This is a genomic window from Scytonema sp. HK-05 (genome assembly GCF_963872035.1).
Taxonomy (GTDB): domain Bacteria; phylum Cyanobacteriota; class Cyanobacteriia; order Cyanobacteriales; family Nostocaceae; genus Kalymmatonema.
In genome coordinates this window covers 47978-64640 of sequence record NZ_CAWMYC010000158.1, presented here as the reverse complement: position 1 = coordinate 64640, position 16663 = coordinate 47978, and the positions used below count along the sequence as shown (strand labels likewise).

At 42.4% G+C, this 16663-nt stretch carries 12 protein-coding genes; 9 read left to right on the top strand and 3 right to left on the bottom strand.

Translation table 11 applies throughout. From position 1 onward, the window contains the following. Positions 1-174 precede the first annotated feature (174 nt). The 4 genes from AACT52_RS36690 to AACT52_RS36675 all read left to right on the top strand — a co-directional run bounded on the left by AACT52_RS36690 (position 175) and on the right by AACT52_RS36675 (position 3996). The gene (locus AACT52_RS36690) at positions 175-363 is read left to right on the top strand and encodes a hypothetical protein (protein ID WP_073628435.1); all 189 of its coding nucleotides are present in this window, start codon (positions 175-177) and stop codon (positions 361-363) included. Beyond that, positions 360-2432 (top strand): AAA family ATPase, encoded by a 2073-nt coding sequence (locus AACT52_RS36685; protein ID WP_073628433.1) that lies wholly within the window; start codon positions 360-362, stop codon positions 2430-2432. Before AACT52_RS36690 ends, AACT52_RS36685 begins: the two co-directional genes overlap by 4 nt. A 301-nt stretch (positions 2433-2733) precedes the next feature. Continuing rightward, complete coding sequence (locus AACT52_RS36680) at positions 2734-3315, top strand: Uma2 family endonuclease (RefSeq protein WP_073628431.1); 582 nt, start codon at positions 2734-2736, stop codon at positions 3313-3315. Between the two features lie 219 nt (positions 3316-3534). Further along, entirely contained in the window at positions 3535-3996 is a 462-nt protein-coding gene (locus AACT52_RS36675) for a DNA phosphorothioation-associated protein 4 (RefSeq protein ID WP_073628429.1), read from the top strand. A 52-nt stretch (positions 3997-4048) separates the two neighbouring features. On the opposite strand, the gene AACT52_RS36670 is transcribed toward AACT52_RS36675, so the two are convergent. From AACT52_RS36670 to AACT52_RS36660, 3 genes are all read right to left on the bottom strand, one after another. Then, on the bottom strand, positions 4049-6046 hold the full coding sequence (locus AACT52_RS36670) for a DNA sulfur modification protein DndB (RefSeq protein ID WP_073628427.1): 1998 nt from the start codon (positions 6044-6046) through the stop codon (positions 4049-4051). Positions 6047-6052: 6 nt separating this feature from the next. Continuing rightward, positions 6053-6733, bottom strand: coding sequence for a hypothetical protein (locus tag AACT52_RS36665; RefSeq protein WP_073628425.1), 681 nt, complete (start codon positions 6731-6733; stop codon positions 6053-6055). 74 nt (positions 6734-6807) lie between these two features. Beyond that, positions 6808-8406, bottom strand: coding sequence for a DGQHR domain-containing protein (locus tag AACT52_RS36660; protein ID WP_073628423.1), 1599 nt, complete (start codon positions 8404-8406; stop codon positions 6808-6810). 733 nt (positions 8407-9139) lie between these two features. On the opposite strand from AACT52_RS36660, the gene dndC reads away from it, so the two are divergent. The 5 genes from dndC to iscB all read left to right on the top strand — a co-directional run bounded on the left by dndC (position 9140) and on the right by iscB (position 16584). Then, entirely contained in the window at positions 9140-10744 is a 1605-nt protein-coding gene (gene dndC, locus AACT52_RS36655) for a DNA phosphorothioation system sulfurtransferase DndC (protein WP_073628421.1), read from the top strand. A 146-nt stretch (positions 10745-10890) separates the two neighbouring features. Further along, on the top strand, positions 10891-12885 hold the full coding sequence (gene dndD / locus AACT52_RS36650) for a DNA sulfur modification protein DndD (protein WP_073628419.1): 1995 nt from the start codon (positions 10891-10893) through the stop codon (positions 12883-12885). A 71-nt stretch (positions 12886-12956) separates the two neighbouring features. Next, the gene (gene dndE / locus AACT52_RS36645) at positions 12957-13346 is read left to right on the top strand and encodes a DNA sulfur modification protein DndE (RefSeq protein WP_073628417.1); all 390 of its coding nucleotides are present in this window, start codon (positions 12957-12959) and stop codon (positions 13344-13346) included. A gap of 91 nt (positions 13347-13437) precedes the next feature. After that, positions 13438-14901 carry a DNA phosphorothioation-associated putative methyltransferase gene (locus AACT52_RS36640; RefSeq protein WP_073628415.1) on the top strand — a complete coding sequence of 488 codons (1464 nt, stop codon included), beginning with the start codon at positions 13438-13440 and terminating at the stop codon, positions 14899-14901. Between the two features lie 408 nt (positions 14902-15309). Continuing rightward, entirely contained in the window at positions 15310-16584 is a 1275-nt protein-coding gene (gene iscB, locus AACT52_RS36635) for an RNA-guided endonuclease IscB (RefSeq protein WP_073628629.1), read from the top strand. The last annotated feature ends 79 nt before the right edge of the window (positions 16585-16663 follow it).

Here is a 16663-nt window from a genome sequence, read left to right as displayed (position 1 = left end):
CAGAAATGATATTAACTAATATGATAATATCAGAAAGACCCAAAAATCAAGCATTTTTTGAAAATTTTATGAAATAAAATGCGCGAATTTTGAAAAATTAAAAACTTACATATATTAAGATGCAATAAGCCCAGTAGACTGGTTAAAATATAACTAAAATTTTATTGAAAAAAAATGAATAAAGAAGATAATAATAAAGAACATAATATAGATGAAGTGCAGGAGCCAATTACCAATGCTCCCCCAGAAGTGCGGCAAATTATTGATCGCGTATGGCAACTAGAAAAAAGCCGACTAGATAAGAAAATTAACAGCCATATTAATGATGATATTCTGGCGATTGTGAAGGAAGCGGTGCGATGAAGCTGACTTCAATTAAACTTTGCAACTTTCGGTCTTTTTATGGCAAAACGCCGGAAATTATCCTTGCGGGAACAGAGACTTACAACACAACGATCATTCACGGCAATAATGGTTCAGGAAAAACCAGTCTCTTGAATGCGTTTACTTGGGTACTGTATGAGAAATTTAGTGCAGCTTTTGCATCAGTTGAACAGTTGGTGAATAAGCGGGCGATCGCCGAAGCAAAACCAGGGCAAGTTGTAGAGTGTTGGGTAGAGTTGGAGTGGGAACATGAAGGCAAACGCTACAACGTGAAACGCGTGTGTCGGGTTTATAAAAAAGAAACCGACGTCAACGTTACCAAAACAGAATTGCGTATGCAGGTAGCTGGGGATGATGGACGTTGGTATTTTCCCCCTCAGCAACCAGAAGACGTGATAGCGCAAATTTTACCTGTGAGTTTACATCAATATTTCTTCTTTGACGGTGAGCGCATTGAAGAGATAGTCCGTTCTGATAAGAAAGCAGAAATTGCGGAAGCCACGAAGATTTTCTTAGGTGTGGAAGTCATCAACCGTTCCATCAGTCACCTGAAGGAAGCTAAAAAAACTTTAGAGAATGAGTTAAAGGCAATTGGTGATTCCGAAATTAAACAGCTTTTGAAACAGCAGGATAATCTAGAACAGGAAATTGAGCGAATCAGCAAGCGGCAAACAGAAATTAAACAAGAGTCGGAATATCAAGAAACTTTTAAAAAAGAGACAAGCAACCTTTTAAGAGAACTCAGTGCTGCCAAGGAATTGCAAGAAAGACGGCAAGAGTTAGAAAAACAGAAAGCATCAAGTCAGGAAAACCTGAGAGAAAGTAAGGAAGCAATCAAAAAAGCGATTTCTGCACGCGGTTATACTGTATTGATCTCAGAAACAACAGCACAATTTCGGGAAATTATAAATGATTTGAAGCAGCGAGGCGAGTTAACCTCTGGAATTTCGCGGGAATTTGTGAATGAATTACTTGACTCTCAACGTTGTATTTGTGGTGCAGACTTACGCGATGGAAGTCACTCGCACAAGAATGTGAGAAAAATATTGGATAAAGCGGGTTCTTCGGCGGTGCAAGAAACAGCCATCCGTATGAGTGCTCAAGTGGATGAAATTGACAAGCAAGCAGTCAGCTTTTGGGAAGAAGTTGACAGAGAACAAACGAGGATTAATCAGTTAAGGCAAACTATCTCCCAAATTGAAGGTGAGTTAGATAATATCCAAGAACGGTTGCGGAAAGATGCCAATGAAGAAATTAGCAGTTTACAAAAGCGGTTGGATGAGATTGAAGAGAAAATCAGAGATTTAATATTAGAACAGGGTGCAAATCAGCAGCAAATTGCGACTCTTAAAACTGAGTTGGAAGTTTTGAGAAAACAAATCGCCAAACAGAAACTGAATGAAGATAGGCAAGCACTGGCGCAGCGACGCATAGCCGCAACTCAAGATGCTATTGAACGTTTCACGGAAGTTAGAAACCGTCAAGAAAAGCAGTTTCGTTGGCAACTAGAAAAGCGGGTACAAGAGATATTCAGCGAAATTTCATTTACACCCTACATTCCCAAAATCAGCGATAAATATGAACTGACGCTTGTAGAGAATACTGCTGGTTTAGAAATGCCAGTTGCAGCTTCTACAGGAGAAAATCAAATTCTCAGTTTATCTTTTATTGCCAGCATTATCGATATGGTACGGGATTGGAGTGAAAAGAAAAAAATTCTGCTGGTTCCCGATAGTAGTACTTTCCCGATTGTCATGGATTCACCTTTTGGGAGTTTGGATGAAATTTCTCGGCGACAAATTGCCAAGACAATTCCTAAATTGGCAAATCAGTTGATTGTGTTGGTGAGTAAAACGCAGTGGCGAGGTGAAGTCGAAGAAGAGATGACAGAAAGAATTGGTAGGGAATATGTGCTGACTTACTATTCTTCTAAGCCTGATTGTGAACAAGATTCTATTAAGTTGGGTGGAGAACGATATGCTTTGGTTAGGCAAAGTCCAAATGAGTTTGAGTATACGGAGATTGTTGAGGTGAATAGGGAGAGGTAGGGATATGAAAATTTCGCGCAAAGGCGCTAAGTACATGATTGCATCTGTTTGATAGCGAAAACTTAAACCAAGGCTCTGCGTCTCTTTGCGCTGACTTAGCGTTCCTCTGCGTTTAAAAACATTACGAATTAATAAAATGCTGTACTAAGAAAAACTTTGTGTCTTTGCGTCTTGGCGTGAGAATTTATGAGAAACGTAGACGCGCAGCGGCGTGCCGCAGGCTACCACAGAGGCGCAGAGGACGCAGAGGGAAGAGAGTGTTTAAGAAGTAAAAGTTAAAACAATAGCAAGGTATTGGGTTATGGTTGCGAGTTCAGACAAACGATATATGACTCCCCATATGACTCCCCAGGAATACCTGGAGTGGGAAGAACGCCAAGACACCAAATATGAGTACGTCAACGGCGAAGTTTATGCCATGACTGGGGGTACTATTCCTCATACTACCATTGCCCTCAACTTGGCTTCGGCATTAAAAAGCCATCTCAGAGGTCGTGGTTGTCGTGCTTTTATGGCGGATGCGAAAGTAGGTGTATCTGAGAATGGACCATTTCACTACCCGGATGTCATGGTAAGTTGCGATGAACGAGATAGACAAGCTATTAAATTCATTCAGTATCCTTGTTTAATTGTCGAAGTCCTTTCGCCTAGTACAGAAGCTTACGACAGAGGCGGTAAATTTTACCAATATCGTCGCATCCAAACTTTGAAAGAATACGTCCTCATCGATGCTGAAAAAATCAGTGTGGAGTGTTTTCGGCTAAATAATACAGGTTTCTGGGAGTTACATCCCTACGAGGAGGGGGATGAAGTTCACTTAACCAGTGTTGATTTTCACTTTCCCATATCTCTAGTTTACGAGGATGTCCAGTTTCCGAGGTAGGAGAAACGAACCGCCCTACGCCGTTCGCGTAGCGTGCGCTCTGCGCTCAGGCGCATGCCCGGAGGGCTTTAGACGCCAAGGACGCAGAGACAAGAGAGGGCGATCGCTTGTCGCTTAGTATAAAGTAGTGGGTTTAGAAGTGCGTAGACGCGCAGCGGCTTGTCCTTAGACATCGCTCTATCTCTAAGTTAAAATTGCAACAAAATAGATATCAATATCATGGCTGCAAATAGAATCAAAATTGCTAAAGATAAGGTTGAATTAGTTAAAGCTTTAGTAGCTTCAAAGGATACAACTGGTCCCTTTCAGACTTATGTAGAGGTTATGGTGTTTGCAGCAGCTTTAGGGGCAAAGCATAAAAAACGAGTTCCTTTAGAGGGAGTTGCTAAAGATTTATCTCCACTGCGACAGGATTATTTTACCAGCAGCTTTGCTCTGTTAATTAATTTATTGGCTATTACCGAAATAAAGGACATCAAAATTTTAGGTGATGATGATATAGCTGACGAGCAACGCATCCATATTTTTGAAGAGTATGCTAATGGTGGACTGGAAATTTTGCAAAATGAACTGCGGGGAGCAGTAGACTATTCAGAGCGGCTTCTCTTGATTGTTAGTTCTCAAAGATTTAAGCAAGAACAGCAAGAAGAGGAATTTGACCTCAGCAAATTCCTTTCTTAAGTAAACTGATTTTGACCCTCTGTAAAATTACAATTTTTCTTTCATTACTCTACTACTCTGTATCTAGCTCATCATCATCATCAGATGTTTGTTTAGCTAAAGACTGATTATATAATTCAGGCAAACCAGCAGCTAGTACAGCAGAAAATCTGTCACGAACCATATCTTCTTTTTTCTTATCATTCAATTTTTCATGTTCTTTACCATAAAAGGCAACAGTATCAAAACCTTTATGTAATGCTTTATAAGCATCAGTACAACCAGGCCACTGGGCTTTATTTGTTTCTGCATTAAAGAAATTTAGTAGCCTTCGCCTCGTTAACATCTGATAACCTTTAGCAGCATCAATTTCAGTTTTTCGAGAACCGTAGTACCACAAGGATAATAATGAAAATATTCTATCTTCTACTGCTTTTGCAACCTTGATTTTATTATTTCCAGGGTTGATAGCTACAAATGTCCATAGAGGATAAGGGTCTCCTGGTAAACTGGCATCTACTCTAAGAATATCTTTGTCATATAACCGATCCAAAAAATTCAATACATTTTCTATGTTGCCTAAGTTTACATCTTTACCTTTAGATTCAAATTCCACTATTTTCCCCAGACGAACCATAGCTTTTTGAAATATTGTTTTGAAAGCCCATTGATTCTCTTTCATCCGAGTAATAGCATCTTGATGAGCTAGTATTTCTCGTTTATTCCAATCACTATCTCTGGCAATTTCCTGTTCCCGAATAATTCCTTTATGTTTGCTCGTTTGAGCTTGAAATTTACCAAATTTACCCTCAATTAAATTATTTTCACGAGCATACTTAAGCAAGTTATTGTATGGTTTGAACTCTAATAAAAGTTTTAATAACCAGGGACGAAAGTTAACTTTAAAACCTTCTATTGCGGAGTCAAGGTAATTTTCTGGTATTCGCACAAATGGTGTAACTGGTTCTCCATCTTCATCACAGTAGTCTTCTACATAATATTCTTTGAGAGAACGCCCCTCATACTGAACTTCTTTATCATTTATACCGAGTGCAGAGTCAATACTTTCGATAAAATCGAAAACTTGCTTCTTTTCCATTGGATCGCGTGGTAGTTTTAGATCTAATATTGCCGAAACCAACAAATCCAAATGAACTAGCGAATTCAAGTAGTAGGAACTATCAAACCGATTTGAGTCGTCTTGCCACCGTACTAGAGAAAGGGGGAGTCTATCTTTAGCGTCTTCACCTGTACTCTCAGTCAGTAATGTTCTGACACATTGTGCGCTAATGCTCTTGTCATCAAGGATGAGTTCTCTAGCCTTATCTACTGTCTTCGCATTTTTATTTAAATCAGTAAATAATTCACGAGCAATTCCCCGAATGGAATAGTCAGCTTCACTCTGAACGTTTTGGAAACCAGAATCAGGATGAAGCAAAACGAACAAGACTGGAATTTTAGTTTGTTGCTCAACTGTACGGAGAGTACCGCCCCGAAACTTTTGATCTTCACGGAAAGTACGGAGTGCCCAGAGGCGATGTTGTCCATCTACAGCGACTGCCAACACTCGATCTTCATCCCAGCGAAGTCGAGCAGAAAGTCCGATAGAGACGAATTGAACACCCCCAAAGTTGGCAACTTTGGCTTGTGAATGGTTCCATTGTGCATCATCAGGATCAGTACCATCCCAAGGAATAGGAGGAGGCTCGATGCTTATAGAATCATCGAAAGTATCCTGAATCTTGCCATCAGAACCCTTTGGCATCAATACAATAGTAATTGCATTAAAAAATTTTAGCTTTTTCGGATCGAGAAGATAGCCTTTAACAATATCATCTTCTACTCTCTTCTCATCAATCTCCCGTTGAAAAAGTTCTTTAAGTGACCATTGTGTATCTAACGAAGCAGGAATTTGTTCAGCAATCTTCAGTTCGTCAATAGCTCGGTTAATTTCTAGTAGTGAAAGGAAGTAGGGAAGTGCTATACCTTCCGATAAAGTGTAAATACCAGTTAAACCATACAGAGGTTTATTGAATCTTGCTTTTCCTTCATTATTTGAGAATATCAGCATTTTATATCAACCGTATCTAAGAGTAAATGATGGAATAAATAGCCTAGATAATATATCTTCAATTAGTTTGTCTGAAGCAAGTTCAGAACATTCAGAGTCTTCATCAACTTGATTTTCCAATTCATCGGTTTCATTGAAACCATTTGGGGCAATGCTTGAATCACTATATGAAGTATGAATAATTAGAAGCCTGCATCGATTAATTCTGTGCCCAGCAGATGCTAGTCTTTCGCGTAGAATGCTACTCTCACGAAGATGGCTGCGAATTCGAGAGTATAAATTAGTCGCTTTACCTATATATAATGGCTGCTGAAATATCAGGGAATTATTCAGAAGCATACACAGCAGTTGACGAAAGGACGAATCAGCAGCTAACTCTTTCAGCAACAGTTCTTTAGAAAATGAAGTCTCCGCTTGGAGTCTGATCCTGTGTGCTGGAGGAAGTCTTGTTTCTCTGGGAGCGGAATGATCCTTACAAAGTTCCTCCAGAATATACTGAACGAAAACTTCAGGATCGTCTTTAGCAGCAGGATCAAGCTCAAATCGCCGATACCAAGCGTAAACACCACCGATATTTTCGGGGATGCGGCTTAAAACAGCACTATTTCCGCGCATCTGTGCTAAGTCGTACAAGACGACGTTTTCACTTAGCTGTTGCACAGCATCATTGCCATGTAGCCATGCCACAAAGTAGACTCCTTTTATACATTACGTATCAAGGTAGCATAAGAATTTCTCTATGGGCGAGTCATCATTAGTAACTACAGAACGGGTGGAAGCCCTACCGCCTTCGGTTCAACAAACTTGCCATCAAAACCTATTGTTTGATTTTCAAAAGTTCTAGCTTTAGCCAAATCCTTACGAAGTTCAGCACGTTCCATCTGATCTTGAATTCCGCCCAAAATATATATCAGTAACTTCGCCGCCAAATCCCGTCCAGCAACCTGCACCCGCTTTTTGTTTGGATCATACAAAACACCGTACCAGAGAGATTGCGGGTACTCCATACCGCTAAAACCACCGGAACGGTCGAACTTTTGCAGCTTCTTAAAAATGTCTGCTAGCGAAAAACTTTTCTTAAAAACCAGAATACCCAAAGCTTGCGCTAACGCTACTTGACCAACAGGACGGAAAAGCATATTTCCTTCGCCGCCATCCTTCTCAAAGCTGAACCGTCGCAATGCAGGCGTAGTCTCATCTTCCAGAAGCTTATAACTTGGAAGGCTTGCTAAACAATCGAATAACTTGTGAAACTCCTGTATCCCCTGCTCAAGTTCCTCATCCTCTGGACGCATGGGAATTAGACCTTTATCCAAGGGTTTCCAGTGAGAGTACTTTTGCCCCAAATATCGCTCAGACATTTCTTTGACAGCTTGCAGCGTTGTCAAAACTGTTGAGTTCGCTGCAACTGTCGCACTATTCCAATTGACGCGAGGCTTTCGCGTTTCTTGTTGTTCCAAAAGCGGATGGTTGACAGCGATTTTTCTGGCAACAATCGAAAAACCATCATCTTCATTGAGCTGTGCTAACTGACCTTTACTCAAGGGTGCAGCCATCAGGTTAACATGAACAAAAATGGATCTCACCCGTCGCCTTGCTTCTTCGCGGGTTTCGCCAGCCGCAACCGCACAAATGAACTCAATACCAATTTTTTCCTTGGGCAAACTTTGCAGGTAACTTGGTTCTACGTGGTACTTTTCTACCAAGTCAGCCAACGTAATGAAAGTTTCGTAAGCGGTTTTATCCTTTTTGTATCGCTGGAGTTTGCCAGTTTTGATCAACTCCATTAAACCCTGCACCCCCATCAATCGGTGTTGACCATCCAAGGCATAAATGGTGACATTCTCCTCAGAAATATTCAGCAGACCAGCTTTATCATCTTTATCCAGTGCAGTGAATTCGGTGGTAGATTTTGTGGCGCGTCCCTGACTATCCCACTCAGCAGCTTTGGGATTATCCACCCACGGTTGATTAATCACCACGAGAACTGGCGGAAACTTGTGATTTTTTCGCGCTGCCAAATACTGCACTAGGGGTGCTTGACGTGACCAATCAAGGGGGCGCTGTTGAATTTCATCAATGCTATCCGCGTCAATTTCGACGTTATCAGTCTCTGGATTGTACTTTTTTTGAAGCAGTGGTAAGCCAGACGCGAAGTGAACACGACCCGCAAACCATTCCAGACTGACAGAACCAACATAAGCCTCGGTACCACCCATCTCGGTTTTCTGAACGAGAATGCGATCCTTCCTCCCAAGGAACTTCTCTAGCAGTAAAGCGAGTAGCTGTTGATCTTTGATTTCCCGTTGCAAGTACTCGCTAGCGATGTCAGTGGTTAGGTCGGATGCGCTGTCCTTCATGGTAGTTTTTGAAAATAACAGTTTGTTGCACAGGTCAATTGTCTAAAAAATTTGATATTAATATTAATGTTTTTAAAAACTCTTCAAATAAAAGATGATACAATTATATACTGACCAAAGCGGCAGACAACTTTAAGTCGTAGCCACACAAACAAAACCAGCCGACGTCGTGGGTTTTACAACCTCAATTAAGTCCGCCAGCGCGGACTTTGTTTGTGCAGAGCGATACCAAAGTCTAAGGAGTGGGCGTCAGTCGCTGGTTGCAAGAAGTCACTGACCCCAGCCTAAAAGGGATGGGGCTTGAAAGCGGAAGATTCACCAACTTCTTAATTCAGGACTAAACCAGTGTCTAGCTTACGGGTTAACAGCCCAAACTGAATTATCTGATGGTGGTACATCAAAGGACGTTACTGGATGCTTCCCAAGTCTGTAACCTCTCCGATAGTCAGTAGCGTTCGCGAAGCGTGCCCGAAGGGCTTAGGGAAATAAACACAAGGGCTTATCGCCACTTGCTCATGCGTACAGAGTGAACAACATCACTTGGTAACTGTCGATAGCGAAAGTGCAATACAAAAGTACACGGTGTGAAGTATCTCCAAGGCGGTGACAAGGTTTATTACGGGGATTAACCTCCCCGTATCCCAAATTAAGTAAAGCCGTCCTACAAGGACGGGGTTTCTACCCAAGTTTTCGATGAAGTGATGATCGCCCGTGTTTCCAGAGGTAGGGAGAAATGGCTAAAGCACAACAACTAGAAAATCAAGCTCAGCAAGCACCTTCTACGGTGATAGATAATATCCCATCTCTGACCACTGAAATACAAGAATTATACTGTCTAGACGAAATACCTTGGATTATAGGCGTATCCTGGGGTAAAGATTCTAGTGCTGTATTGCAGCTTGTTTGGAATGCGATCGCCGCTTTGCCTACTGAAAAACGAACGAAAACAATCCATGTCATTACAACAGATACTCTGGTAGAAAACCCTGTAGTCTCTGCTTGGGTTCGCAAATCATTGGAACAGCTCAAGCTTGCCGCCAAAGAAAAGGGTCTACCAATTGAGCCTCATCTGCTAAAACCAGTCATTGAAGACACATTTTGGGTAAATTTGATTGGTAAGGGCTACCCAGCTCCTCGTAACCAGTTTCGCTGGTGTACTCCACGTTTGAAAATTAATCCGGCTAATCAATTCATCCGTGAGATAGTTCGCGCTAATGGTGAAACAATTCTTGTCTTAGGGACTCGTAAAGCTGAGAGTAGCAAACGTGCTGCTACGATGAAAAAACATCAAGTTGGTAGAGTACGCGATCGCCTCAGCCCAAACGCAAGTCTACCCAACTCTCTCATCTACACTCCTATTGAAGACTGGAGTAACAATGATGTTTGGGTTTACCTTCATCAATGTGAAAATCCTTGGGGACAAAGCAATAAAGAATTATTCTATCTCTATCGAGGTGCAACAGCAGATAACGAATGCCCTCTTGTGATTGATACTTCTACTCCCAGTTGTGGTGATTCCCGCTTTGGATGCTGGGTTTGCACAATGGTTAATAAGGATAAATCAATGGAGGCAATGATCCAAAATGACGAAGAGAAAGAATGGATGCAGCCTCTGCTGGATATCCGTAATGAATTAGATGTGCAGGATGACCATGACAAAAGAGACTTTAGACGAATTTGGGGGGATGTCCAACTCTTTGAGCGCAATAAAAACGGTGAAATTTCAGTTGATCCAATACCTGGTCCTTATACAAAATATTGGCGAGAGCATTGGTTAACACGAGTCTTAAAAGCGCAAACACAAATCCGGCACACAGCACCAGCAAATATGCGCGACACAACCCTAATTACCTTAGAAGAATTGAGCGAAATTCGCCGCATTTGGCTAGAAGAAAAACACGAATTTGATGATAGTTTGCCCCGCATTTATATGGAAGTTACTGGTGAAGAGTTCCAAGATCCGCGTCCTGGCGCTGGCTATAGTTTGCTAGGTCATGATGAATGGGCTGTGTTAGAAGAAATCTGTGAAGGTGATGCGATGCACTTGGAACTGATGGCGAAACTGTTGAACACGGAACACCAGTTTCGCAAGATGGCGCGTCGCGTGGGAATATACGATGCACTAGAAAAGTGTTTTAAAACAAGTTCGCGTTCCCAAGATGAAGCGATTAAAAATGCACACTTGAAAAGGGATTTGAAAGAGGCTGTTGATAAAGGCGATGTTGCAACAGTTAAACAGTTAACTTTGGGAGATGTTGCTGTTGAAGATAACAGTGAAACTGCCAAACCGCGAACTTGGGCAAACATCAAGTTTCAAGCTAAAGATTCAGATGATTGACTTGTTTGACTCGTTCCCACGCTCCGCGTGGGAATGCCTACCCAGAGGCTTAGCCTCTAGTTTACCTCATTCATATTATATAGGAGGCAGAGCCTCCCAAAATACATTCCCAGGCTCAGCCTGGGAACGAGATATAAAACATCACCATGATTTTTCTTGAACTCGTTCTACAAAACTTTGGTCCCTACTTTGGGAAACAAGTCATCAATCTCGATCCAAAAATTGATAAAGACAATTCTTGCCCAATCATCCTCTTGGGTGGGATGAATGGTGGCGGAAAAACTACCCTGATGGACGCCATTCGCCTCGCGCTTTATGGACCTCGCGCCCAATGTTCGACCCGTGGAAATCTTAGCTACGGCGATTTTCTCACCCAATGCGTTAACAGCCACGCGCCGACAAATGAAAAAACCCGGATTGAATTGGCTTTTGAACACATTGAAAATGATAAGCCAGTCAAATATCGTGTTGTGCGGACTTGGGAAAAAAATCCTAAAGATGGTAAAGACCACTTAGGTATTTTGGATATTCGTGAAAATGATGAATGGCTGGACACGGCATTAGTTAATATCTGGGATGAGTATATTGAAAATCTGCTGCCTGTAGGAATTTCTAATTTGTTTCTTTTTGATGGGGAACAGGTTAAAGAACTGGCAGAACAGGAAATTCCTCCACCAATTGTCGTAGATGCGATTCGCGCACTTTTAGGATTAGAATTGGCGGAACGTTTGGCAGTTGATATAGAAATTTTAACCAATCGCAAACGTAAGGAACTTGCAGATACTAAAGATTTGGCAAATTTAGAGGAAATTGAACAAAAGCTGAAACAGCAAGAAGAAGAATACCAAGCAACTAAAGAGGTAGAGATTAGCTTGGCAACATCTCTAAAAGATGCGGAAAAAGAGCAGCAAGAAGCTTTTGATAAATTCATTTCTGAGGGCGGTAAAATTGCAGCAGAACGCACCCAGTTAGAAAAGCAGCGTGACCAAAAGAAAGCAGAGACAGAGGAATCTCGTCAAGGTATGTGTGAATTAGCGGCTGACGTTTTACCGCTAGCATTGATTGAACCTTTACTTACTCAAGCACAAACCCAAGCAGAAAAAGAATTTCGCATCTCTCAAGCACAAATTGCACGGGATATCTTATTTGAACGAGATAAACGCCTCTTAAATTGGATGAGTCAGGTAGGTATTTCAGAAGAACAAATTGACAAAATCAAAACTTTTCTCGACCAAGATGTAGAAACGTTGAATTCAAGCTTTCTACAACCTGAAGAACTTTGGTTATTAGCTGATGCTGAAACTTTGAGTCAATTGGGAAACGTTCTCTACTATTTGCAAAATACTAAAAATCTTGCCAAGCAGCAATTAGGGATTTTCAAAAATAAGGAAGAAGAAATTATCACCCTGGAACGACAAGTGCAGACTGCTGCATCACCAGAAGATTATAATAAGCTAGTCCAAGCACTGCAAAAAGCACAAAATCACGTTGCTGAAGTAAAAGCGAATTGGGAAGCAACACGCCGTCGGGTGACGGAATTAGAAGACGTCATCGAAAAGTTAAAAAAAGACTTAAAAGAATATACTGTGCAAACTATTGACCGCAAAAATAGAGAGCATATTATTGCAGCTTCTGCTAAAGTCCAAGATACACTCAAAATTTTCCGTGAAAAATTAACCCTGAGAAAACTTAATAAACTCGAAGTCGAAGTCACCGAGTGCTTCCGCTATCTCCTGCACAAATCTGATTTAGTGCATCGCGTGGCAATCGACACCCACAGCTTCAGCCTCTCACTGTATGATTTACAGGGGACACCCGTTCCCAAACATCGCCTTAGCGCTGGAGAAAAACAACTTTTAGCGATCGCCTTCCTTTGGGGATTAGCTCGTGTTTCCGGACGCCGCCTACCAGTTGCAATTGATACACCCTTAGGACGCTTAGACTCCTCCCACCGCAGTAACCTAGTTGAACGTTACTTTCCATCAGCTTCTCATCAAGTCATTCTCCTTTCCACCGACACCGAAATCGGACAAAAAGAAGTGCAAGCCTTGCGGGAAAACGAGGCGATCGCCCGCGAATACCTCCTCAAATACGACTCATCCACCCGCCAAACAACAGTCCAACCAGGCTACTTCTGGTAACCCTCTTCTTCATCTCTTCTTGGCGCTTTTGGCGTCTTGGCGGTTCGTTATTCTAAGATTCTAAGAAAACTATGGAATCCCCAATAGATCGTATCAAACTCTCTCAAACAGCCAAAGACCAACTCCTCAAACTCAGACGCAACACTAAAATCGATCAATGGAATATTCTATGTCGTTGGGCATTTTGTCGTTCCCTCGCCGAACCAACCCCACCCTCACCTGTACCAATTCCCCAAGATAGCAACGTCGAGATGACATGGCGCGTTTTTGGCGGTGAAATGTCCGATATTTTGCTACTCGCCCTCAAGCAACGCTGCTACAACGACGGCTTCGGAACAGACAAAGAAACTCTCGCCACGCAATTTCGTCTCCACTTGCATCGTGGTATTGGGTACTTAGCAGGCGATCCAAATATCAAGAAGATTGAAGATTTGATAGAACTGGCGACGAACAAGATATAAGAATTAATAAACCACAGATGGACACAGATGGACACAGATAAAAAACATCTGTGTTCATCTGTGTGTATCTGTGGTTCTTCTTAATATTATTATGTCGTTAGAGAGCTACGTAGAAATAGAACGCCATAGAGCCGCGATTGTTCGCACTGACTTATCGAGACCTGTGCGATTGGCAATAGAATGGGCAATTATAAATAAAGATACCACGTTTTTTGACTACGGATGCGGACACGGTGGCGATGTCCAGCGAGTGGCAAACTTGGGCTACAGCAGTGCAGGCTGGGACCCTTACTACTACCCGGATATTCCGCCCATTCCTGCTGATGTCGTTAACTTGGGCTTTGTCCTGAACGTGATTGAAGACCCAGAAGAACGTCGCCACGCTCTTTGCAAAGCATGGGAACTCACCCGCAAGGTCTTAATTGTCGCGGCACAAGTGCTGATAAATGCTCCCAGCAAAGCTCAACTTGCTTACGGCGATGGCATTGTAACTCGCCGCAATACTTTTCAGAAATATTACGAACAAGAAGAACTCAAAAAATACATTGATGAAGCCCTGAATGTCGATGCGGTACCAGTGGCGCTGGGCGTCTATTTTGTTTTTCGAGATGAAGCCGAAAAAGAAGGATTCAAGGCAATACGCTTTTTCTCCAGAACCTCAACGCCAAGAGTACGCATCCCTACCAAACGGTTTGAGGACTACAAAGAAAAGCTGGAACCACTGATGGATTTTTTTACCAAACGTGGGAGACTTCCAGTGAAAGGCGAATTGGATAACGAACAGGAATTACTAGGCGAATTTGGAAACTTCCGCCGTGCTTTTGCTGTAGTTTTGCAAGCCACGGATGAAGCGGAATGGGATGCGATCGCCTACCGTCGTTCTCTTGATATCCAAGTTTATCTTGCTCTCACCCATTTCGAGCAGCGCCCTGCATGGCACAAACTATCACCAGAAATGCGCCATGACATCAAAGCCTTTTTTGGCAGCTATGAGGAAGCTTGCGAAGTCGCTGACGCCAAGCTTTTTAGCTTAGGGAAACCAAGAGTCGTTCAAACTGCTTGCGAAAAAAGTAAAATTGGCAAACATACTCGCAGCGCCCTTTACGTCCATGTTTGTGCGCTTGGTGAACTCGACCCTTTGCTGCGAATTTACGAAGGCTGCGCTAGCCGCACCATAGGGCGTGTTGATGGGGCAACACTGATAAAGTTTTGTACAGATGAACCGCGTATTTCCTACCTATTTTACCCTGAATTTGATACTGATCCCCATCCAGCGTTAAAAGCAAGTATCACAATTGACTTAAAAACGTTGTACATAACTCACCGAGACTACGAACAAAGAGCAAATCCGCCAATTCTCCACCGTAAAGAAACATTTGTGACAACAAATTACCCACTCTACGAAGAATTTGCCCAACTCACCCAACAAGAACAGGAATTAGGGCTACTCAAGCACAAAAGCGACATCGGAACTCGTGAAGGTTGGGCAAAATGCCTGGCTGAACACGGTGTAGAAATTACAGGACATCAAATTTATCAAGTTAAAGACGTTTAGGAAACAGCCAAAAACTGAAAAACGCAAACTGCATAAGATTGCGGAACTTTGTGTTACATATTGGCATCTTTGCCTGACATTACACAGTAAGTGTGGCAAGATATCTGAAATTCATCCTGGTCAGGAGAATTATATAAAACAGTCAGGGTTCTCTCGCCCTCGCGGCAAGCCCATGCCTAAAAGGCAGGGGCTTGCTGATTGACTCACCTGACCAGACTGCTCGTTTAAGGCAAGAGTTTAAGACCCACTTCAGAATGCTTGCTAGTTCTGAACCCTGGAACCGAACGATTAAACAGGCTTACGGAGAATAAACCAGTGTCGTTCGGAAAGTACCGACCTTAAACAATGTCGTTCGCGCAGCGTCTCCCCTTGGGAGAAGCAAACATTACCTGTAAAAAGGATGCAGCAATGCAAAATTATGTTTTTGTTATTGACCAAAACAAGCAACCTCTTAACCCGATTCCTCCAGCACGAGCTAGAGAACTGTTAACAAAACAAAAAGCCGCAGTGTTCAGAATGTATCCGTTTACTCTGATACTCAAACACGTAGTTGACAACCTAGCACCAAGACCACTAGTGATCAAGCTTGACCCCGGTAGTCGATTCACGGGTATTGCGGTTCTTGATCAGGATAAGGTTATTTGGGCGGCTGAGTTAGAACATAGAGGGTGGCAAATTAAGGATTCTTTGGAATCAAGACGTTCATTGCGTCGCAGTCGCAGGAATCGCAAAACTCGCTATCGTCAACCGCGTTTTGATAACCGTAAACGTCCACAAGGGTGGTTACCTCCATCTTTAATGCATCGTGTTCTTACGGTTGAAACTTGGGTAAAGCGGCTTTGTTTGTACTCTCCCATTATTCAAATAGCGATGGAATTAGTCAAATTTGACACTCACAAAATGCAAAACCCAGAGGTTGATGGTGTTGAATATCAGCAGGGCGAACTCACTGGGTATGAGGTGCGGGAATATCTTCTACAGAAGTGGGGGCGTAAATGTGCGTACTGCGATAAAGAAAATGCACCACTCCAGGTTGAACATATTCACCCAAGGTCAAAAGGCGGTAGCAATCGCGTCAGCAACTTAACTCTTAGTTGTGAGCGGTGCAACGCGAAGAAAGGAGTCAAACTTGTTGATGAATTCCTTAAAAAAGATCCTGTTCGGCTAGAAAGAATTAAGCGGCAAGCCAAGCAACCACTAAAAGATGCTGCGGCGGTCAATGCAACTCGTTGGGAATTGTTTCGCACATTGAAGAATATTTTGCCTACAACTACTGGAACGGGCGGACAAACAAAGTTTAACCGCACTCGCTCATGCTTGGAAAAGCAACACTGGATTGATGCGGCTTGTGTTGGGAATATCGAAACAATTAAGTTACTAACCCAACAACCATTACGCATTAAGTGTACTGGTTGGGGAACCCGTCAAATGTGTGGTACTGACAGTTACGGTTTCCCAACTCGTCATCGTGAACGCAAACAAGTTCATTTTGGTTTCAAAACTGGCGACATCATTAAAGCTGTTGTACTTTCCGGGAAGAAAGTTGGGGAATACGTTGGTCGGGTATTATGCCGCAAAACTGGCAGTTTTGATATTGTCACTAAAGCAGGTCGTATTGCGGGTATTAGTTACAGATTTTGCACACCAATTCAACAAAAAGATGGTTACTCTTATGGTTTTTAAGATATCTGGACGGCGAATAAATTCGCCTGTTTGCTCCTGGCAGCCATGTTTAGAAAACAGGGGCTTCCGCCACGAGGAG

Excerpts from the sequence above, each read along its gene's own strand:
- AACT52_RS36690 (WP_073628435.1), top strand. The coding sequence starts at position 175 with ATGAATAAAGAAGATAATAATAAAGAACATAATATAGATGAAGTGCAG.
- AACT52_RS36685 (WP_073628433.1), top strand. The coding sequence starts at position 360 with ATGAAGCTGACTTCAATTAAACTTTGCAACTTTCGGTCTTTTTATGGC.
- AACT52_RS36680 (WP_073628431.1), top strand. The coding sequence starts at position 2,734 with ATGGTTGCGAGTTCAGACAAACGATATATGACTCCCCATATGACTCCC.
- AACT52_RS36675 (WP_073628429.1), top strand. The coding sequence starts at position 3,535 with ATGGCTGCAAATAGAATCAAAATTGCTAAAGATAAGGTTGAATTAGTT.
- AACT52_RS36670 (WP_073628427.1), bottom strand. The coding sequence starts at position 6,046 with ATGCTGATATTCTCAAATAATGAAGGAAAAGCAAGATTCAATAAACCT.
- AACT52_RS36660 (WP_073628423.1), bottom strand. The coding sequence starts at position 8,406 with ATGAAGGACAGCGCATCCGACCTAACCACTGACATCGCTAGCGAGTAC.
- dndC (WP_073628421.1), top strand. The coding sequence starts at position 9,140 with ATGGCTAAAGCACAACAACTAGAAAATCAAGCTCAGCAAGCACCTTCT.
- dndD (WP_073628419.1), top strand. The coding sequence starts at position 10,891 with ATGATTTTTCTTGAACTCGTTCTACAAAACTTTGGTCCCTACTTTGGG.
- dndE (WP_073628417.1), top strand. The coding sequence starts at position 12,957 with ATGGAATCCCCAATAGATCGTATCAAACTCTCTCAAACAGCCAAAGAC.
- AACT52_RS36640 (WP_073628415.1), top strand. The coding sequence starts at position 13,438 with ATGTCGTTAGAGAGCTACGTAGAAATAGAACGCCATAGAGCCGCGATT.
- iscB (WP_073628629.1), top strand. The coding sequence starts at position 15,310 with ATGCAAAATTATGTTTTTGTTATTGACCAAAACAAGCAACCTCTTAAC.